The following is an 18,592-nucleotide window of genomic DNA, read 5'->3' as shown; positions in this document are numbered from 1 at the left end:
CCATGGTTTCAGCCGAACCCTCGTGGGGTTGAAGCGGAGTTTGGTCTGACGGAGTGCCTCTACCATCGCTTGTTTCAGCCGAACCCTCGTGGGGTTGAAGCACCCACTCGCGAAGGTCGTCAGCACGATCTCGAGCGAGTTTCAGCCGAACCCTCGTGGGGTTGAAGCTCGGGTCCGCTGTGGCCGTTCTCGCTGCCGGTTGTGTTTCAGCCGAACCCTCGTGGGGTTGAAGCGGTTCACATCCTCGGCGGCTCTCCGAGCGAACAGCTCGTTTCAGCCGAACCCTCGTGGGGTTGAAGCCACTGGATCGTCAAGCGACTCCTCAAGCGTCCAGCGTTTCAGCCGAACCCTCGTGGGGTTGAAGCTCTCCAAGCCCTTGGAGCGTTTCCATCTTGATGGACTGTTTCAGCCGAACCCTCGTGGGGTTGAAGCTTTTGGTCTGTTATCGCAGAAGTGATATTTTAACGTAGTTTCAGCCGAACCCTCGTGGGGTTGAAGCGTCGGCCGTGTAGTCCTCCTCGCCGACGACGTACGGTTTCAGCCGAACCCTCGTGGGGTTGAAGCGTTCGATACGGTCGTGTTCGATCCCCCATTTGACCAAGTTTCAGCCGAACCCTCGTGGGGTTGAAGCCGTCGATGTCGTTGGTGACGGTCATCTCCTCGAAGGGTTTCAGCCGAACCCTCGTGGGGTTGAAGCGAGCGTCGACGAGGTTACATACACCAAGTACGCCGGTTTCAGCCGAACCCTCGTGGGGTTGAAGCGGCTGCCAGCGATAACGCAACGCCTCTTGAAGGCCGAGTTTCAGCCGAACCCTCGTGGGGTTGAAGCAACTGGAGGTGGAAGAAAAACATGTCTGACCAATCGTTTCAGCCGAACCCTCGTGGGGTTGAAGCCGCCGTCGTTGACCCACTCTTTCGTCGCGTAGACGCGTTTCAGCCGAACCCTCGTGGGGTTGAAGCGGGCTGAGGAGATCGACCGTATCGAGTCGTGGGGGTGTTTCAGCCGAACCCTCGTGGGGTTGAAGCGGTCTCTGGAGAACGCACACATGGAGTCTGGGACGAGTTTCAGCCGAACCCTCGTGGGGTTGAAGCCAAATGATCCATCCGGTTTTTGATACCGATTATTCCCGTTTCAGCCGAACCCTCGTGGGGTTGAAGCATGGACAGATTTAATCCCGGTGATCTTTCCGGTACCGGTTTCAGCCGAACCCTCGTGGGGTTGAAGCTCTTAGTTGATAATCGACGGCATAATCGTACCGAAAGTTTCAGCCGAACCCTCGTGGGGTTGAAGCTCGAAGGCTTCCGACATAACCGCTTTTTCCACGTGTTTCAGCCGAACCCTCGTGGGGTTGAAGCGGCCGATGAAAGCGCGAGGGATTCGAGGCTTCGATCGTTTCAGCCGAACCCTCGTGGGGTTGAAGCGAGGTCATGAACGCGATGTGGCTGCGTTTGTGGACTGTTTCAGCCGAACCCTCGTGGGGTTGAAGCCTTTATAAACTCCGTTTTCGGAGGTGTACAAACGTGTTTCAGCCGAACCCTCGTGGGGTTGAAGCTCTCCCGTCGCACCGAATCCTGCGTACGTAAGCGGAACCGCGTACAAAAACAGGTTCAAGAAATAAAACGCAATCAACCTAACCGACTCTCTAAGTCGGCCCCGTCGCGTCCGCACATAGACCGCCGACCGGCTGGAGACAATCTCTGACGGGTCGAAGATTGAATAGAACCCGTAACGGACGATGCTGAGCGGTGCAGAACCTATCAGTCACCAAATTTGAACTTCAACATTTAATGATTTTTGGCCGTGCAATCTCCGTCAGGTTGGTATATCCGAAAATATAATAATATACCGATTTTTGATATTTAGTACATGGGGTCAAGCCGGTCACAGAGGCGGCGACGAACCGTCCTCTCGGCTGCGTTCGCTGGTGGGTTGGGTGGATTAAGCGGATGTCTCCAGCCCCTACTTGAGGCGGGCGAAGAGGACGAAAGTGATCAAGCAGATGGCGACAGCGACGAACAGACAGCGGATGAAGAACAAACGGTCCACGTCGATGACGTGTCACTCACTGAGTCAGCTACGATCGATACCGCCGGAAGTTTACGCTGGGTAACGGCGGTCGATGATGAGTTTTATTTCCAGGAGGAAGCCCCTCCAGACGGAGAGGGCTGGGTAAACCGAGTCGACATCGACGGGACCGTCGACTGGGAGAGTGAACGAGTGAGTCGGGACGAGTACGAACTGCTGGTCGATGGACCGATCGACACTGATGGATCGCTGGTTTACGTCGGTGCCGATTCGTACCACACCGACCAAGATGGTGGGCGTCTCTATGCGTTCGATTTCGAATCGGGTCAGTCGGAGTGGCACTACGACGCTGCTGAAACCGGACACGAAGATGTCGTCTGGGAGCTTACTGCGAGCGACGACGGCGTCGTCTACGGCGTTGGGAGTCATGGCTCCGGCAGTGATCAGCAGCCGCGTGTGGGCGCACTCGACGCTTCAGGGACCGAGTTGTGGGACCACCAGTTTGACGAGGGGTTCGTTACCGGCCTCGCGGTCTACGACGGTACCGTCTACACGGCAGCTTCGAACGAATTGATCGCATACGACCTGGCCAGCGGTGACAAACTCGAGACGTATTCAGTAACACCAACGTTCGATGCCCTCGCGTACGAGGGCTCGGAACTGTATGTTGCAGACGATTTTGGGAACGCACTTACTCGGTTCGATATGAATCGAGGGGAACAGCGCTGGTCGACGGAAACTGTACAGGACATCGAGAGTCGGCCGACAGTCGGTATCGAGGTGGTCTGTGTCGGTGCCGAGGCAGGCTACGTGCTGGCCTACGATCGCGAGACCGGAGACACACGCTGGGAAACACGTCTCGAGGGATCGGTCGCCACCGGACCTGTTGCTGAAGATGGACTGGTCTGGGTCACAGACGAACAACAGGACCTGTATGCGCTTGAGGAAAGAGACGGAGACATTCGCCACCATCGGACGCTCACTCCGGACTACGACGAGGGTGAGCTCCAGCTTGCGGTGACCGATGGTGTGCTCGCAACCGAGGCCGAACCGATCACGTACTCGATCGAACGATGACAGGCAACGTCGACGAGTCGACCACCTCTCGAGCGCTTGGATCAGTCTCCCGGCGGCTGTTCTGTGTGACTGGCGTGGGGTTTGCGACGGCCGGCTGTCTGAATCTTGAGGCCGGAAGCGGCGATGGGGCCAGTGCGGGAGACAATGGCGACAGCGCAGACGATGACAGCGTAGACGATGACAACGAAGCGTCGAATCCTCCGCCGGTCGACGAGATCGACGAACTCAGTCTCTCGGAGATGACGACCCTCGAGCGAGCACCCCGGAGTGTCGGCGAGACGGATGGAGTCTTCTTGACCCGAGGGTTCGATGGCGTCTCGGTGCGCGACCCGGACGGGAGCCAGCGGTGGTTGGTCGAGCTACCGGAGGAGTACCGACTGAATCCGGGTCAAACGCTCACAAGCGACGGCGAGCGTCTTTACGTCGGATCCAGAAACAACGACGGAGACGACGCGCGGCTATACGCGTTCGATGCAAGCGACGGCACCGAACGATGGGTCGAAGAAACCGACTCTACGGGGACCAGAACGCGGATTCAGCACGTAACCCTCGCCGACGGAGCCATCGTGTACGGAAGCGATACCTCTGGCTCCGACGACGACCAAGATTCGGTGATTCGTGCTCTCGAGGCCGAAAGCGGGCAACAGCGGTGGGAACACGAATACACCGAGGCGTTCGTCTTCGAAGCCGGAAGCACCGACGAGCGAGTGTACGCTGGCGTCGGCAATCACGTATACGTATACGAACTGGCGACCGGAGACGTCGTCGACAAACTAGACATCCACCTCGGATTCACGGGCAGTGTCGCCGACGACGAACTATTCGTGGGCTACGATCGGCAGGTCCCTGGCGAACTCATCGCCCTCGAGATGGCTGACGGGTCCGAGCGGTGGCGAGAGCCGTTCGATTTAGAGCCAAGCGGTGGGCTCGCGATCGGCAGCGAAACGGTCTTCGTTGGCACTGATGCCGGCTACGTCGTCGCCCTCGATGCTGAAACTGGCTTAACTCGCTGGCAGACCAGACTCGACGCGACGATCTCGAACCCGCCAGTTCCAGATGGTAACCGCGTCTGGGTAAGCGATAACACAGATATGCTCTCGGCGCTTGCAGTTGTCGACGGGACGGTCGTGTACGACACTCAACTCGACGGGTGGTCGGGCGTCGACGTCGCCGTCATCGACGACGTGTTACTGACCAACGGGACCGATACCCTCTACCGAATTGAGGGGTCGTGAATGAAAGAAAATAGGTATCAACGAACCGACCGACGAACCCTGCTTCGCACCACCCGTTATCGCTTAAGGATTCAGCGCAAACGGTAGTTGCAACTCTCGCCCGCGTACACGCGGAGACATGGATCGATGGCTTCACCGTATCTGCCAAGAGCTGAACAATCTGATTCCTCCCCAGCCGGTGCGCGACCACAGTCGCGCCACCGGCCTCATCGAACGGAGTCGCCACATCAACCCGACGCCGTTTCTCTGGAGCTTCTTGGTCGGCACGACCGAGCCCAACGGCTCGGTCAGTGCCGCTCACGACTACTACAAGACGTTCACTGGCGACGATGTCGCCTACTCGTCGATCCAGCAGTGGATCACCCCCGAGCTGACCGAGCTTCTCACTGATCTCGTCAACTACGTCAGCGTCGAACTCGGCCGAACCGAGTCCTCGCTTGGTGGGCGGTTCAGTCGCTTCCAGGACGTCTTCATCGCGGATGCGACTATCTGCACGCTTTCGCCGGAAGCGATCGACGCTTTCCCTGGCTATGGGAACGACCACGCTGGAGCGAAGCTCCACGTGGTCGAATCACTTGCATCGGTCGCACCGTTCCTTGACTCTATCACGAGTGCTCGAACCCAGGAAACCACCCAGCTTGAGATTGACACCTGGGTTGAAGACTCGCTCACGTTGTTCGATCTCGGCTACCTCGACTACGAGCGGTTAGGACGCATTGAGGACAACGACGGCTGGTTCGTCTCCCGACTCAACGCCGATGCGAATCCGCACGTTATCAAGGAACCACGAACCGTGCGTGGGAACTCGATCGATCTGGAGGGCACGCACCTCCAAGAGGTGCTGCCCGACCTTTACCGGCAAACCACCGATGTCACGGCACGGGTCGGTGCGGATCAGGACGATCCGCACCTTCCCTACGACCTCCGAGTCATCGGCGTTCGCCACGAGGACGATGAGGACGCTCCCGCGTATCGTGACGATGTCGAAGCCGACCACAAGTACCACCTCTACGCGACGAATCTCCCGAGAGACAGGTTCGCGCCGCGAGAAATCGCGGCGCTGTACAGCAACAGATGGAGTGTCGAGACGGTTATCCAAGAACTCAAGGAGGTGTTCGGGCTGGAGGTAATTCCGGTTCGCCGGGAAGCCGCAGTTAACTGTTTTCTCTTGGCTGCAGTTCTGATGCTGTTGCTGAGCCGGTATCTGTTGCGGCGAGTCCGAGCACGGCTCGGACCCGCCGACTCCGACTCCGTTGAGGAAACGACCGGAGTGCAACCAAGGCGGTTCTCGAAGCGCCTTCAGCAGTTCAACGGGAATCTCCTGGAGACGATGGCCGAACAACTGGGCTATCCGTGGGACGATGTCGGGCTGGTGATTCTGGAAGGGGCGATTGATCCGAACGTAGATCGCCACGCGCTGACCGAGCGCGTGGCTCACGGCAGTGTCGATCCGAACCTGACCAACGACGGCGAACTAGCAACGATCCGGCCCGGCTGACGGACTCAGCCGGGCCGGCGGCATCAGCGGTGAGTGGCAACGCCGTCGATCTGGCGTGTGTTACGTCTCGCAATTCAACAGCAGTGCTTGAACTCAAACTGCCGACTCGGTCAACCATCTGGAGCTAAAGCGATAACGGGTGGCCCGAGTCACCATGTCGACGAACTCTTCGAAGGGCCACCACCAGAGGCGACGCCCGCCTCGGCGGGGCGTCGCCACATACTCCCACTGCAAGTACCGCCAGACGTTCTGAATCAGCAGGCTGAGCACGACGAACAACAGCCGTCTCGTTGGATCTTGCGTCGTCGTCGAGATGATCGTTGACTCGGAGAGCCGGTAGCTCGCTTCGATCCCGAACCGTTTGCTGTAGTGGGATCGGGCTTGTCGAGGTTCATCGACGAACGGCGCGTCGACGGCGTAGCCGTGACGCGCCACCCCGTGCTCACCGTATCGCCCGTTCTTGTAGGTACAGTCGATCATCACTGGAAACTCGACGGTCCACTCGTTCTCGCCGTAGGATGTCGTGAGATCGGGAGTGATCTCACGACTCCAACCGGTGCTGAGTTCGTTCTTGATCTTGCTGCCCCACTTGATCACAGGAACGATGTACGCGAAATTGTGGGCCTGGAGCAACGTGAGACACTTGCCGTCGTAGAAACCGCTGTCGAGATAGACCGCTTTGATGTCGAACTCGAAGTTTTCGAGCAATCCAAGGAACTCAGCGAGGACGTCGCTGGCGGTGTCGCCGTCGGTAAGACGGCGCACCGCCAAGGTGTATCGCTTGTTGTTCACGCGGGCGTAGAGTGTGGTGTAAGCGTGGAACGCAGTCGTTCCTGCTTTGGTCTCGCTGTAGTAGAGGCCGTCAGTCTCGTCTTCGTCACCGTAGTAGGGCCGCAGGTGGAGGTCGTCGCGGACCTCCACCTGCTGGGGGAGCGTTTCGAGGACGTCTTGCTGGAGAAGCGTGTTCCCGGTTGATTCGACAGTTTCGAGGTCGAACTTGGTGCGCAGGTGATAGAGAACATCGTTGCCAGAGGGTGCGTCTTCGCTCTTCTCGCAGAGTGAAGAGATCGAGGTCCCGTCGGCGGTCGCGCCGACGAGGACCTCGAAAATGTCCTCTGGGTCGATTTCAGCGTTCTCTCCGAGGTTAGGGTAAATGCGCCGGTGAGAACGTTGACGAGAAAGTTAAGGAGCTGGTCCTCGTGCATTTCACTGTCTGCTTGCTGCTGTTTGCTAGGCACATTCACAGCAAGCAGACGTTCTAACTAAGCGGCTTTGTGAAGTACTGATCCTCTATTCACTCGCGCTGCTCACTGAGGAGAATCCGAACGAGGAGGGGTTCTCGACTAACCGCATTTACGAACGCTATAAGGCGACGACAGAGAAGGCTGATGCGAAGACTCTCAGCGAGCACCGTGTCTACGAGCTGTTGAAAGAGCAGGCGTTCCTCGGCGTCGTAGAATCAACTCGAACTGGTGGTGGCCGGGGTGAAGGCAGTTATCTCGAGCATCGACTGGTTCAGGATACTGGCATCGTGTTGAAATCCGTACTTCGGGACAGCCGGCTGGAGGATTTGGCCTAGCTCACGTTTCAGGGCTTCGCACACCCCTGGTCACGAGTGTATTCCTCGATACGACGGAAACGTGGGGTGGGTGTCCTGCCTCCTCGAGTTTTACTCGTCCGGGTTAACCGGGCCTTTGTACTGTGGGCGAATCTTCTCTCCATCTCGCCACTGCCAGTAGTAGTAGCGATTGTCGTTGATCTCCTTGATCGTGATCGTTGCCTTGGCAGGGACATCGTCCGGGAGGTCGTCTGGTCGCTCCTCTACTGCTTCCTCGTCAGCCGACTCCTCGAGACGCGCCTCACGTTCCTTGTGCTCGGATAGTGCTTCGGCGTACGTCGCAACGTCTCGGAGCCGTTCCGGAGTCGACTCGTTGAGCGTGTTGACGATCTCCGTCGGGAGGTTCGCCGGTGGGGTCGGGGGTTCGTAGGACATCGGCTGCTCTCGTGTTAACCAACACAACCTGCTAATCCATAGTTTTGTTGGTTAAAACGATGGGGCGACTCCCGTGCCTGCTGACTGTAACACTACTCGAAACTTCTAGTCTGCCTGATCGGTGGTGGCGCGATGTCGCTGCGCGACCTCAAAAAGGGGGCGACGAAAGATATCGACCTGGTCGTCCCGGATGGCGACGCGTACGGACAGCTGTGGGCCGTCCTGCTGGACCTCGGGTATGCGGAAGTGCAGTCGTTGGATCCAGATTACCGGGCATTAGGTGCGACGAGCTGCGTCAAGAACGCCGATGGGTGTCGCCTCGACATCTTCAACCAGCAGGTCGCGAACAAGCTCGTCCTCACCGACGGCATGCAAGAGCGCAGCGAGCCGTTCCTCAACACGGATCGATTGACGATCCGGTTAGTCAGCAACGAGGATATCTTCCTGTTCAAACTGGTCGCAGGCCGCGACGACGATATCGAGGACATGAATATGCTCGTGCAGGCCGGCCTCGACTACGACGTCGTCCGGGATGAACTCGAAGCTCAAACCGAACGCCTGGGGGACGATGACACGACACGGAACACGTACTGCAAGTCCGCAGTAGCTTTTTGGTCGCACTTGGTGAGAGGCACATTCGAATTAGTCCATGACAAACGGTACCAATTCATACCAGGTACTCTCTCGGGGCAGCGAGTTTCAATGGCTCGACGGACGCGATGCACAGTCGGACAACGTCGCGGCTGCGAAAGCGCTTTCGAAGGCGATAAAGACGACGCTCGGTCCAAAGGGACTGGACAAACTCCTCATAAGCTCGGACGGAACGATCGTGGTGACCAACGATGGGGCAAGTATCGTCGATCGGATGGATATCAGCCATCCTGCCGCACGATCGATCGTCGAAATCGCGGCACAACAGAATTCACAGGTGGGTGACGGGACAACGTCAGCGCTCGTACTCGTCGGTGAGTTGCTCGAGGAGGCCGAGTCGCTGCTCGAGATGGGGCTCCACGAGACGACCATCGCGCGGGGATACACCCTCGCTGCTGAACGTGCACGTGAGACGCTACGCGAACGGGCGATTCCGGTCGACCCCGACGACCGCTCTCGGCTTCGAACCGTCGCACGGACGTCGGTCACGGGGAAGTGGGATCGCCAAGCGAGTGAGTTCCTGGCGGAAAAAACGGTCGACGCAGTCCAGTCGATCGAACAGGACGGGACCGTCGATCTGAAACGCATCACGCGCAAGGCGATCCCGGGGCGTTCCTACTACGACTCGGCGGTCGTCGAGGGGCTCGTCATCGACATGGAATCGTCGTCCACGACACCGGTGTCGCCCGAGCTCGGCCTCCCGGACGTGTTCGAATCAGCCACCGTCGCCCTTGTCGATGACCAGCTGACGATTGAAACGGCGACTGGGCAGGGTGCGGTCACCCTCGAGTCTCCGGCGGATCTACGCGATCTCAAAGCGTACGAGCGGGAGGTCTACGAGGGGTACGTCGACCGGATCACTGACGCGGGTGCAGACGTCCTCTTCTGCCAGCAGTCGATCGACGATATGATCCAGTACTTGTTGACGAAGGCTGGCGTTCTCGCCGTCGAACGAACACGCCGGGACGAACTCGAGAAGGTCGGTCGTGCGACAGGAGCGAATCCGGTCGGCCCGGTCGACGATCTGACGGCTGCGGATACCGGACTGGCACAGCGCGTCGAGCGCCGTGATCTCGGCCCGACCGAGGTCGCGATCGTCGACGGCGGAACAGGCGGCGATCAGGTGTCGTTGCTCCTCCGGGGTGGGACACAGCAGGTCGCCGACGAGACGAAGCGAGTCGTCGACGGCTGTTTTCACGTCCTTGCACGTGCGATCGAAGACGGCGTCGTCGTCCCCGGTGGGGGTGCAACGGAGATCCATCTCGCGAGGGATCTCCGCAAGAGCGCGTCGAACGTCCCCGGGAAGAAACAACTCGCCGTCGAGGCGTTCGCGGACGCCCTGGAAGAGATCCCCCGGACTCTCGCCGCGTCGGCGGGCATGAGTCCGATCGATGTCGTCGTTGAGTTACGAGCGAGACATCACGACGGCGATCACGCGACAGGATTACGACTCGAGGAAGAGTCGGGTCGGATCGGCGACGTGGTCGAGGGTGGGATCCTCGAACCCCTCGCGGTCACCGAGCGGGCGATCACCAGCGCGACCGAGGCCGCGAATCTGCTCGTCCGCGTCGACGAGGTCGTCGCGGTGTCTCATGAGGAGGACGCAGGTGAACACGACCACGACCACGAGCACGGTCCGGGTGGTGTCGTCGAAAGTACCGACGGATACCCGTGGGCCGTTGGCCACTCGATGGGGCACTGACCCGGCGTTCGACCCAGCGGAGTTCCCCACCGGTTTCCTTGGGAAAGGAAGTGTATCGGTGAAACGATAAGAGGTATTGTCAGGAGGGCTTGGCAACGTCGCCCTTGCCGCCGACGGACGCGTACTCGTCGGTAAGCGTATCTGGATCGATGTCGATGTCGAAGGCTTCGTTGGGGACCGACACCGTCACACAGGTGTTCGGCAGGTCGACGATTCCTGCGATGCGGCTCTCGACGGGAATCGTACTGAGGAGCATGTACGCCTGCTCCTCGGTGTAGCCAAAGTTCGTCAGGTAGTCGATGGCGTCCAGACACGCCCGGCGCATACCGACATTCGCGTTCTTGTAGTGTTGGGTCCCGTCCTCGTCGACGGAGTAGCCCTCGAAGACGACGTAGTTCGAGAAGTCGGGGTCCTGGTATCCGGGTTTGAACATCGCGTAGTCGGTTCCCAACTGCTCCATCCCGTTCTTGATGATGTCCACCTTCATGTCGATCCAGCCGGCGATCTCGATGGCCCCACAGAAGGTGATCTCTCCGTCACCCTGGGAGAAATGCAGATCCCCGGTGATGAAGTTCGCACCGTCAACGAAGACGGGAAGATAGACCCGGGAGCCGCGACCGAGGTTCTTGATGTCGCAGTTGCCTGCGTTCTCCCGGGGCGGGATCGTTCGGGCGGCTTCTGCCGCTGCTTCCTCGACGTCTTCCTCGTCCATGTCCCCGAGTAACACCTCGTTCGGTTCCGGTGGCAGGGCAAGCGGCGGATCGTCTTCTCGAGTTTCGTGATTGACTGCAGTTTCGGCGTCCGCACCCCGTTCGATGAGTGCCTGCTCACGTTCGTTCCACCGCTCGAGCAGTTCGTGCGATGGCGCAGTCCCGACGATGCCGGGATGGACACAGCCGGGGAACCTGACGTCGTCGATGTGACGCGAGTGAGTCATCACGCCGTCGACATCCCAGATCGCCTTGCGGGCTTCCGGGAAGTGATCGGTGAGAAAGCCGCCACCGTTATCCTGTTCGAAGATGCCGGTGAACCCCCACTCGTTGTCCGGGAACGGCCCGAGATCCAAGATATCGATCACGAGCACGTCACCGGGTTCGGCGCCGTCGACCTCGAAGGGGCCGCTCAGGTGGTGGTTGGGGTCAAGCCGCATGTCCCGGATGTCGTTCGCGCTGTCGTCGTTTTTCACCTGATTCCCCGTCCAGTCGAGACATTCGATCCGGACCTTCTCACCGGGTTCGATCGTCGCCACCGGTGGCACGTCCGGGTGCCAGCGGTTCACTATCGGATCCGGTTGGTCGTCGATGGAGGCATCGACATCGACCTCGAATATCGTTTCGGGCATGGTACGTGTTGACGCCCAACGCAATAGTATTTATAACTGTTTGATGGGTTGGATCAAACTAATTATTACAATGGGGTCTAAGTGGCATTAATCGAGCGTCGTGAACTGATCGCACAGCACTTCGGTGCGGAATCGTTTAGGCGTTCGATACGGTTCGATAACCGAGAGTACCCGACACTGTTTTTTGTCCACCCGTCGCCGAGTACGGTACAGATTCAATGGCGACGCTCGGTTCACTTCCAGCGATCGACGACTGCATCGAGACGTACCTCGCGGCATACGCTTCATTCGGTGACAACCCGTTCTCGGCAGTCAATCTCGCCGATCACGTGGACGACGAACCGTCCGCGTCCGACGTCGAGTACCGTCTTACCCTTCTCGTTGCGTACGGCCTCATCGACCGAATAGACGACGAGCGGTACCGCATTCGCTGTTTCCCGGACGAGAGTCCCACGCGATGGCGAGAACACATCGCCGAACGGGCCGAGACGTTCCATCGGCTAGTCACGGACCAAGCAACGGATCGCCAACCGGGAACCGACGGATCGAACGTGGAACTGTTGAGACGAGACGAGGAGAACTTCGTGAGCGTCTTCGTCTTCGACCACGACGACGTCGAGTCCGTCGCGACGACGGCAGCGACCGCGCTCACCCGGGACGACTCTGTCGCGGGAATCGTACTGCGGGCTTCGGGAGTGCACGCCGACCACGTTCAGCGGATCGCAGACCACCTGTGCACTCCCGATATCACCGATCGGACCATCCTCGAACGGTCGTTCGAAAAGGGGTTTTCCGACGTCGTCGGGACGTCCAAAGACGATCTCGAGTTTCGGTTGTTTCTGCAGACCGTCTGATCAATCGAGGATCCGAAATCCGTGCCACGCCAACACTCTCGGATGTTGCCGTTCGATGCGAGACGGGTTACTCCTGTTTGGAATCAATCCACCAGATCTCCTCGTGGGCGACCCAGCCACCGGTCTGTAGGTTCTGTGAGAGCCTGATATGGTTGTCGTTCGGATCGGCGACCGTTACCGAGTACTTGTCCGTCTCGACGACCTCGTACACCGTGTCTCGATCGTTGAAGCTAATCTCGTCACCGACGCTGAGACTGTCGAACCGGTCAGTGAGCATCTGTGGTGACAGCCTGTCTCTCTCTGTGTTAGGATTGATCGTATCCTTCGACATCCGTGACCGTCTCAACTATATCCTCACACATAACCGTTGCATGTGGCCAGTAGTCGTTCGTCGAAGTTTGGTGTTCTCTTCGCTCGTCTATCAGTCCGAGACAGTGTTCAACCGGTGATATTTCACGAGTCCTGTGGTCAGAACTATTATTTCGTCCGGTGAAGTGGGATTTGCGTGGTAATAACACGCAATAACGGTGAACGCTAATGTCACTGTACATGATCCTGGGCATGGGGCTGATTTTCGTCGGTGCCGTGCTAGTAGTGAACGGGATATGGCTGCTCGGCAAAGGGACGGACAGCGACGTCGCGATACTGAATTTCTTCGTCGGGATACTCACGTTCATCATCGCGATGTGGTGGGCGTTCGGTGAGCTGTGGGCGTTCGGCGAATACGAGTCCGGAGATGCGTTCGTAGCAGCTGGAACGTTACTGTTTTCGTTTACGTACTTGTGGATCGGGGCGAACGCAATCCGTGGCATCGGTGATCAGCGATCGTTTGGCTGGTACTGCATCCTCGTCACCGTGCTTGCCATCCCGACAGGGTACCTGGTGTTTCTCGACGGTGACCTCGGGCTTGCCGGTCTCTGGTGGACTTGGGCGGTCCTCTGGGCAACCTTCTGGGTGCTGCTGGGGCTGGAAATGCAGAAGTATACCAGCCCGATTGCGTGGTTCACCGCGCTCGTCGGAATCGTTACCGGCGCAGCCGGCTATCTGATGGCGGCCGGCTTCTGGCCGTGGGCCTGAAACCGTCGATTCGAGACTACGTCTCTCGCTCGAGCGGATACTCGAGTCCGGTCGGATACGGACTTGTTTCGGTGGTATCTAGCCGTAATGCGATACAGAACCTGTCGAGCCCAACCTCGAGTCCGGCAAACAACAGGAGTTCGATGATAGTCTCGTCGCTGTATTCCTCGCTCAGTTCACCGAAGAACTCGTCAGGTATCTCCTGTGGATCTCGAGACATGTAGTCTGCCACGCGAACCGCGAGCTCCTCACGCCGTGTGAGTGTGCTCGTGTCGATTTCCTCGGAGAAAACTGCGTCCTCTTTCGGCTCGACTGCATCTTTCACGTCCCAGGTACGAACGGTGCCACAGTAGGCACACCGATGGACGGCAGCAACCCGCAGCCGCATCAGTTCCAGTGTCTCTGCATCGATCGAGTCGCTCCGAGGGAAGAGCCGGAACGTCTCCACGAGCCGTTTTAGCAGTCGTGGCTGATGAGCAACTGCACCAAAGTACGCGGAGTCCCTGTACCAGCCGGTTTCACTCGCCCGGAGGATCTCGTTGACGTCTTCGTCGTCCGACTCACCAGGGCTTATTGGCTCGATCCGGGATGGCATACCAACATTCTATGTTACCAACCCACATAAAGATCGATCGTCCTACAGAAACTGGAGGCCTCGAAGTAACGTTCCAGAGTAGCGACACGGTCACCGTTTCAGGAACGACTCGAGTTCCGCGAGGGTCGTCTCGGGGGCTTCTTCCATCAGGAAGTGGCCACACGACAGCCCTCGGCCGCTGACGTCGGTGGCCCACCGCTTCCAGATGTCGAGCGGATCGAAGTCGACGGTTCCCGAGGCGTCGCCCCAGAGCGCCAGCACCGGGCACTCGATCTGGTCGCCAGCCTCCCGTGAAGCTCGGTCGTGCTTGAGATCGACGCTCAGCCCGGCCCGGTAGTCCTCACAACTCGCCCGGATGACCCGTTCGTTCTCGAAACAACGGTGGTACTCAGCGACCGCCTCCGGATTGAGGCGCTCAGGGTACACCGCCCAGTTGTCTATCAGGTGGTCGACGTAGAAGGACGGTTCGTTGGCGAGCAACGTTTCCGGGGTCGGATGTGGTTGGGCCAGGAACAGCCAGTGATACATAGCGTGAGCGTATTCGTAGTCCATTCGTTCGGCCGTTTCGAGCGTCGAGATGATGTCGAGCAGCGCCAACTTCTCCACTCGCTCGGGATGGTCGAGTGCGAACCGATAGCCGACGCGGGCACCGCGGTCGTGGCCGGTTATTCGGTACTCACCAAATTCCAGTGATTCCATGACTACGACTATATCCTCAGCCATCACCCGATTGGAGTACTGACTCGTCTCGGGATCGGGTGGCCCTGTACTGTCCCCGTACCCGCGGAGATCGGGCGCCACAACCGTGTAGTCTTCGGCCAGTTTCGGTGCGATCTTGTGCCAAGCCACGTGTGTCTGTGGGTATCCGTGAAGCAACAGCAATGGGGGTCCGTCGCCGCCCTTACGAACGTGAATCTCTGCCTCGCCAACGTCGATACGCGTCTCCTCGAAGTCTTCGAACATACTCGGCTTTGCACGTTGGATATCCTATAACCTGGGTCGTTTGATCAGCCGAAGCGTTGCTTTTGAACAGCTATTCCAACGCCAGCCACGCAACCGACCACGTTGATAGCGCACCGATCGATGCGAGCACGCGGGCAGTCCGCTCCTGTAGAGAGCAACTCGTCGTTCCGCTCGTCGCAATGACAGATATCCAATAGACTCCCCGTGGATGTTTGAGCGGTCAATGTGCCATCTGTAAAATGTGCATCCGTTCTAGTTTAGCAGAGTGTACCGTTGTCTGATTAGATATCGTTGAGACTACCAGTCAGAGAAATCCGGTGGATAGTGTGACTACTCCCCACCGGATTCAGTGATTGTTGATCGGATTCAAAGAGCGTTTCCCTCATGATGAGTTGCGCGAGCGTAATGATCAAGATAACTTTTGAAAGTCAAGAAAGTCTCTTGCCCACTTCTTGGCTAAGCTGACCCGTTGTGTCACTTGTTCGAACACGTCCTTGACGAGTTCGTGAAACTCGTCTTCGTCTTGGACGATGATCGGTGACATTGTCCACTTCAGATGCTTCCAAACCTATTCGATCGGGTTGAGATGCGGCGACCCGGATGGAAGGAACACGAGATCGATGCCGAGTTGATGGGCGCGCCTGCGCGTGTATTCACAGACGTGTGATCCGTGCTTGTCCAAGACGAGCAGAATCCGCTTGCCGGGATTCTGCTCGCGGATCTTCTCTAACACGCCGCAAATCCGTTCTTTCGTCTCATCCTCGGTCCATTTCACCAGGCTCTCACCATTCAGCGCGTAGAATCCAACCGCAGAGTCTTCGGTCTTCACTAACGGCCGCTCCACGTGCGGATCGTCAACGTACCAGACACGCCGCGAATTATCGTACGGCTGTGGCTGTGATGCATCGAGAAATCCAACGACGGTGCCACCGTCTGTGCAGACATCATCGTCAACGACCCAGCCTTCTTCGTCGTCTCCCTCGCGTTTGTTGTGTGGGTCGTCATCTGGATCCTCGTCGAGCGCGTCGCGGACGCGCTCGTCGAGAATCCCTTCTGGGTTCTCCGGACGATATGGACGCTTTGGCCGTGGTTTCGCGTAGGACAATCCGAGGCCACGGAGGAATGTTCCGAGGTAATCCGGGTGATACTCAACATCGAATTCTTCCTTGAGTAAGTGCTGGATCTCCTGGGATTTCCACGGTTGTCCTTCGCGGAGAAGTTCAACCAACTCGTCTTGTTCGTCTTCGTCGAGTTTCGGGGGTCGTCCGCCCCCGAAACTCGGCATAAGTGCCTCCAGACCCCCTTCATTTCACGACTCTGCCCACCGATCACCGGTGGCTGCCGACCGCCCTTCCGGTCGGCGGCCTCCGGAATTGTGTCTCCTTGGTAGAGGTTCTTCAGAAACCCAAGCCGTCGTAGCCGGTGTTCATCTTCAGCTTCACGATGTAACTCATCGATCCGTTCCTCAGGAAGGTGATAGGCTATGTCTTTTCGACGACTGTTTCCCATTGTCCTATCACGAGCATCAACTTACAAAAGATATCTCACGCATTAAACGCGCAGCAACGCCCGCCACACTCACATTTTCAGCCGGTCGAACGATTTGTAGATCGTGCTATAGTCAGGGAGATCCTCTTGATCGAGACCGAGTACGTCACGAACCTCGGCCATATACTTCAGCCGATTCGGCGTTTCACGGTAGCTGTGGCCCTCTTCGAGCCGAAAACAGTGTAGGACGACATGGACCCAGCGGGCGAACCCGCCGCTGGCGGGCTCGCCCGCGTGCTTCCCCAACGCTTGTTTAGCTAGGTCACGACACTGCTCAACGAAGTCGAGAATATCGATTTCCATAGGCAGAATCGAATTCCTCGGCTTCATCCTTCTAAGCTAGTGATATCGGCGGATTAGATCGCTATTCAACAGAGCAATGGAATCAGAAATCACCCCGACGGCCGAACCCTCGTGGGGTTGAAGCTTGGACTAGATCGCTTCGATGGAGCAACCTTATCATTTCTGGGGACAGAAGACGCCGATAGAAGGGAACAATGTGACGACTGACGCCGCCGACGTAGGAGAGCTGGAGGATTCGAGGGTCTACTCGGTGAAAAAACGCGTCGATGACCTACTCGTGGTAGTTCTGTTGGTCATCCCGCTGTACCTGTATCTCGAGCTCCTCGCTTCGAGTGCGAATCCGCTGTACGCTTTCAAGCCACACCTGCAGTACCTGCTGCTGGCGTACTTCGTAAGCGAGATTCTGCTGAGCTTTTTCCTCTATGAAACCTACCGCGAGTTCCTTCGTGACCGATGGGTGGATATCCTTCTGACCATCCCCTTTCTCAAGGCCGCGAAGACCGGCAAAGCGCTCGTCGGCGGGATGAAGGCTCTTCGGGTGGGGAAAGCAGTAAAGCTCGGGAAAGGCACGAAGGTCGTGTTGGCCAAGGGGACGAAGTTCACCCAGAAAGCCAGCAAGTTCGTCCTGAAGGGTCGGAAGGTCCGCAAGAAGGGAGACCAGGACCGGCCGACGGACGGTCAGTGTCCCGACTCCGACGAATCCTGACCACCGTATTCGCAACGGCTGTTAGGCGGTGGTGCAGAAGCCTCAGCACTTCAGAAAGTCATTAGTAGATAATTGCTCCTGTCAGGTCATCATCCGGTATGCTCAGTACCTCACAAATCAGCCTTAGTTAACTGGCGGTGAAGCGTGATTTGTCGACGAATCAGAGCTGGCTCTGTTCTCTGTAGATCTACCCGACGACAAGAGACGAAGGGCTAGTTGGCCACTACCTTTATTGTTGGACAGTCTATAATATCAACCAGAGTGTCTGTTTCAACCCGTCCCCCAACCCACTGTCCACCGATTCTGGCACTCGCTAGGAATTCATTACAGGAAACCTACACATTCACAGCGAATCTTCAGTTATGCGTGGTGAGCTACGATGGGAGATATAGGTGAAGACATGGCCGAACAAATGGCTGAACAGTTCTTTGCGAGCCGTGGGCATGGAGTTCTTTCGCTCGCAGACGAAAACACCGGCTACGGAATTCCCATTTCGTATGGGTATGATCCGACGACCAGCCGGTGTGTCATACAGCTTGTCTCCGAGCCAGAGAGCCAGAAACGATCGTTTTTCGAGACGAGCGAGACTGTCACGCTCACCACCTACGACTACGATTCTAACGATAACTGGCAAAGTGCCATCGCGACAGGATCATTAGTATCGCTTTCCGACGAAGAAGTCGCTACCTGGGCAGCCGCAGTCTACTTTAATCAAGCTGCCCAGACCGACACGCCTGTTCGTCAGGAGGGATCAGACAGAGAGATTTCCTGGCACGCGTTTGAGGTCGACTCGCTGACTGGTCGGCAAGGCACTGAAGAACGCGGATCAACAACGTTCAAGTGACTCAGCACGACTGCCACACCCCATTACTTATAGAAATCCCCTATCGATACATTCTAGCACTAAACTAGGGAAATTTTATATTGGTGGAATATCTACTGGTATATTGAGTGTCATGATTTGGCGGTCCTGGCCCGCTAGTCGAACCATGCAATCACGATCAGTAACCATCGAAGAAATT

The 18,592-nt window shown here is 57.8% G+C and carries 13 protein-coding genes, 5 pseudogenes and 1 CRISPR repeat array (1 of these 19 cut by a window edge); of the genes and pseudogenes, 10 read left to right on the top strand and 8 right to left on the bottom strand.

The window, feature by feature from the left end; translation table 11 throughout:
- A CRISPR array of direct repeats spans positions 1 to 1,553; the repeat unit is 30 nt; unit sequence GTTTCAGCCGAACCCTCGTGGGGTTGAAGC (it extends 3,276 nt beyond the left edge of the window).
- A gap of 314 nt (positions 1,554 to 1,867) precedes the next feature.
- The 3 genes from QQ977_RS16010 to QQ977_RS16000 all read left to right on the top strand — a co-directional run bounded on the left by QQ977_RS16010 (position 1,868) and on the right by QQ977_RS16000 (position 5,836).
- Positions 1,868 to 3,103, top strand: a complete 1,236-nt coding sequence (locus QQ977_RS16010) for a PQQ-binding-like beta-propeller repeat protein (RefSeq protein ID WP_285928873.1) — start codon at positions 1,868 to 1,870, stop codon at positions 3,101 to 3,103.
- Positions 3,100 to 4,338 (top strand): PQQ-binding-like beta-propeller repeat protein, encoded by a 1,239-nt coding sequence (locus tag QQ977_RS16005; RefSeq protein WP_285928872.1) that lies wholly within the window; start codon positions 3,100 to 3,102, stop codon positions 4,336 to 4,338. The genes QQ977_RS16010 and QQ977_RS16005 overlap by 4 nt, the downstream gene beginning before the upstream one ends.
- A gap of 118 nt (positions 4,339 to 4,456) precedes the next feature.
- Positions 4,457 to 5,836: an IS4 family transposase gene (locus tag QQ977_RS16000; protein WP_285928871.1), complete on the top strand. Its 1,380-nt coding sequence runs from the start codon at positions 4,457 to 4,459 to the stop codon at positions 5,834 to 5,836.
- A gap of 93 nt (positions 5,837 to 5,929) precedes the next feature.
- Here the strand turns inward: QQ977_RS16000 and QQ977_RS15995 are convergent.
- Positions 5,930 to 7,041, bottom strand: a pseudogene (locus QQ977_RS15995) (ISH3 family transposase).
- Between the two features lie 80 nt (positions 7,042 to 7,121).
- Between QQ977_RS15995 and QQ977_RS15990 the strand changes: the two are divergent.
- Positions 7,122 to 7,415: pseudogene (locus QQ977_RS15990) on the top strand (cell division control protein Cdc6); the annotation flags it as partial.
- A 90-nt stretch (positions 7,416 to 7,505) separates the two neighbouring features.
- Here QQ977_RS15990 and QQ977_RS15985 read toward each other — a convergent pair.
- Positions 7,506 to 7,829 (bottom strand): hypothetical protein, encoded by a 324-nt coding sequence (locus QQ977_RS15985; RefSeq protein WP_285928870.1) that lies wholly within the window; start codon positions 7,827 to 7,829, stop codon positions 7,506 to 7,508.
- Positions 7,830 to 7,931: 102 nt separating this feature from the next.
- Here QQ977_RS15985 and QQ977_RS17300 point away from each other — a divergent pair.
- A pseudogene (locus tag QQ977_RS17300) lies at positions 7,932 to 8,399 on the top strand (DUF6036 family nucleotidyltransferase); the annotation flags it as partial.
- 79 nt (positions 8,400 to 8,478) lie between these two features.
- Complete coding sequence (gene thsA / locus QQ977_RS15975; RefSeq protein WP_285928868.1) at positions 8,479 to 10,182, top strand: thermosome subunit alpha; 1,704 nt, start codon at positions 8,479 to 8,481, stop codon at positions 10,180 to 10,182.
- A 79-nt stretch (positions 10,183 to 10,261) separates the two neighbouring features.
- Here thsA and fmdA read toward each other — a convergent pair whose 3' ends face one another.
- A complete protein-coding gene (gene fmdA, locus QQ977_RS15970; protein WP_285928867.1) occupies positions 10,262 to 11,524 on the bottom strand; it encodes a formamidase in 1,263 nt (420 codons plus the stop codon).
- Between the two features lie 218 nt (positions 11,525 to 11,742).
- Here fmdA and QQ977_RS15965 point away from each other — a divergent pair, with 218 nt between their 5' ends.
- The gene (locus tag QQ977_RS15965; RefSeq protein WP_285928866.1) at positions 11,743 to 12,378 is read left to right on the top strand and encodes a hypothetical protein; all 636 of its coding nucleotides are present in this window, start codon (positions 11,743 to 11,745) and stop codon (positions 12,376 to 12,378) included.
- Positions 12,379 to 12,445: 67 nt separating this feature from the next.
- Here the strand turns inward: QQ977_RS15965 and QQ977_RS15960 are convergent, their stop codons facing one another.
- Positions 12,446 to 12,709, bottom strand: coding sequence for a transcriptional regulator (locus QQ977_RS15960; protein ID WP_285928865.1), 264 nt, complete (start codon positions 12,707 to 12,709; stop codon positions 12,446 to 12,448).
- 206 nt (positions 12,710 to 12,915) lie between these two features.
- Here QQ977_RS15960 and QQ977_RS15955 point away from each other — a divergent pair, with 206 nt between their 5' ends.
- Entirely contained in the window at positions 12,916 to 13,455 is a 540-nt protein-coding gene (locus QQ977_RS15955) for an AmiS/UreI family transporter (RefSeq protein ID WP_285928864.1), read from the top strand.
- A gap of 16 nt (positions 13,456 to 13,471) precedes the next feature.
- Here QQ977_RS15955 and QQ977_RS15950 read toward each other — a convergent pair whose 3' ends face one another.
- The 4 genes and pseudogenes from QQ977_RS15950 to QQ977_RS15935 form a co-directional block, all read right to left on the bottom strand.
- On the bottom strand, positions 13,472 to 14,050 hold the full coding sequence (locus QQ977_RS15950; protein ID WP_285928863.1) for a carboxymuconolactone decarboxylase family protein: 579 nt from the start codon (positions 14,048 to 14,050) through the stop codon (positions 13,472 to 13,474).
- Positions 14,051 to 14,140: 90 nt separating this feature from the next.
- Positions 14,141 to 15,013, bottom strand: a complete 873-nt coding sequence (locus QQ977_RS15945) for an alpha/beta fold hydrolase (RefSeq protein WP_285928862.1) — start codon at positions 15,011 to 15,013, stop codon at positions 14,141 to 14,143.
- A gap of 409 nt (positions 15,014 to 15,422) precedes the next feature.
- Positions 15,423 to 16,522: pseudogene (locus tag QQ977_RS15940) on the bottom strand (IS630 family transposase).
- A gap of 72 nt (positions 16,523 to 16,594) precedes the next feature.
- Positions 16,595 to 16,864: pseudogene (locus QQ977_RS15935) on the bottom strand (IS5/IS1182 family transposase); the annotation flags it as partial.
- Positions 16,865 to 17,060: 196 nt separating this feature from the next.
- Between QQ977_RS15935 and QQ977_RS15930 the strand changes: the two are divergent.
- Complete coding sequence (locus tag QQ977_RS15930) at positions 17,061 to 17,570, top strand: hypothetical protein (protein WP_285928861.1); 510 nt, start codon at positions 17,061 to 17,063, stop codon at positions 17,568 to 17,570.
- A gap of 379 nt (positions 17,571 to 17,949) precedes the next feature.
- Positions 17,950 to 18,414: a pyridoxamine 5'-phosphate oxidase family protein gene (locus QQ977_RS15925; protein ID WP_285928859.1), complete on the top strand. Its 465-nt coding sequence runs from the start codon at positions 17,950 to 17,952 to the stop codon at positions 18,412 to 18,414.
- The last annotated feature ends 178 nt before the right edge of the window (positions 18,415 to 18,592 follow it).

The sequence above is a fragment of the Natrialbaceae archaeon AArc-T1-2 genome (assembly GCF_030273315.1).
GTDB lineage: Archaea > Halobacteriota > Halobacteria > Halobacteriales > Natrialbaceae > Tc-Br11-E2g1.
The sequence above is the reverse complement of the archived record's forward strand: the minus strand, read 5'-3'. Positions and strand labels throughout refer to the sequence as shown.

What these genes read in the sequence shown, in the direction of transcription:
- QQ977_RS16010 (WP_285928873.1), top strand. Translation starts at nt 1,868, where the DNA reads ATGGGGTCAAGCCGGTCACAGAGGCGGCGACGAACCGTCCTCTCGGCT.
- QQ977_RS16005 (WP_285928872.1), top strand. Translation starts at nt 3,100, where the DNA reads ATGACAGGCAACGTCGACGAGTCGACCACCTCTCGAGCGCTTGGATCA.
- QQ977_RS16000 (WP_285928871.1), top strand. Translation starts at nt 4,457, where the DNA reads ATGGATCGATGGCTTCACCGTATCTGCCAAGAGCTGAACAATCTGATT.
- QQ977_RS15985 (WP_285928870.1), bottom strand. Translation starts at nt 7,829, where the DNA reads ATGTCCTACGAACCCCCGACCCCACCGGCGAACCTCCCGACGGAGATC.
- thsA (WP_285928868.1), top strand. Translation starts at nt 8,479, where the DNA reads ATGACAAACGGTACCAATTCATACCAGGTACTCTCTCGGGGCAGCGAG.
- fmdA (WP_285928867.1), bottom strand. Translation starts at nt 11,524, where the DNA reads ATGCCCGAAACGATATTCGAGGTCGATGTCGATGCCTCCATCGACGAC.
- QQ977_RS15965 (WP_285928866.1), top strand. Translation starts at nt 11,743, where the DNA reads ATGGCGACGCTCGGTTCACTTCCAGCGATCGACGACTGCATCGAGACG.
- QQ977_RS15960 (WP_285928865.1), bottom strand. Translation starts at nt 12,709, where the DNA reads ATGTCGAAGGATACGATCAATCCTAACACAGAGAGAGACAGGCTGTCA.
- QQ977_RS15955 (WP_285928864.1), top strand. Translation starts at nt 12,916, where the DNA reads ATGTCACTGTACATGATCCTGGGCATGGGGCTGATTTTCGTCGGTGCC.
- QQ977_RS15950 (WP_285928863.1), bottom strand. Translation starts at nt 14,050, where the DNA reads ATGCCATCCCGGATCGAGCCAATAAGCCCTGGTGAGTCGGACGACGAA.
- QQ977_RS15945 (WP_285928862.1), bottom strand. Translation starts at nt 15,013, where the DNA reads ATGTTCGAAGACTTCGAGGAGACGCGTATCGACGTTGGCGAGGCAGAG.
- QQ977_RS15925 (WP_285928859.1), top strand. Translation starts at nt 17,950, where the DNA reads ATGGGAGATATAGGTGAAGACATGGCCGAACAAATGGCTGAACAGTTC.